The organism is Thalassotalea fusca (genome assembly GCF_053485835.1).
Genome location: NZ_JBQRUN010000088.1, coordinates 1 through 222, shown reverse-complemented (window position 1 = coordinate 222; position 222 = coordinate 1). Strand labels below are relative to the sequence as shown.

General features: G+C 41.0%; 1 pseudogene. It reads left to right on the top strand.

The features are described 5' to 3' along the window. Positions 1-210: pseudogene (locus tag ACSLUK_RS20125) on the top strand (IS4 family transposase); the annotation flags it as partial. Positions 211-222 lie beyond the last annotated feature (12 nt).

Genomic DNA, 222 nt, shown 5'->3' with positions numbered 1-222 from the left:
ACGAGCTGTTCAATGGCAATAACACAGTTCTTCGCAACACTGCCGTTAACAAGTCCTGGGAATATTCCTAAGCATTATGAGGCTCTATTAACTCAGATGTCCTATTTTAAATTACCCGACCGACGAGAAGACCGAAAGTATCCTAGGTGGGTAAAGCCTAAACCATCGAAGTATCCAAAGAATAAGAAAAATGCCAATCAGCTTAACTGACTGGCATTACTT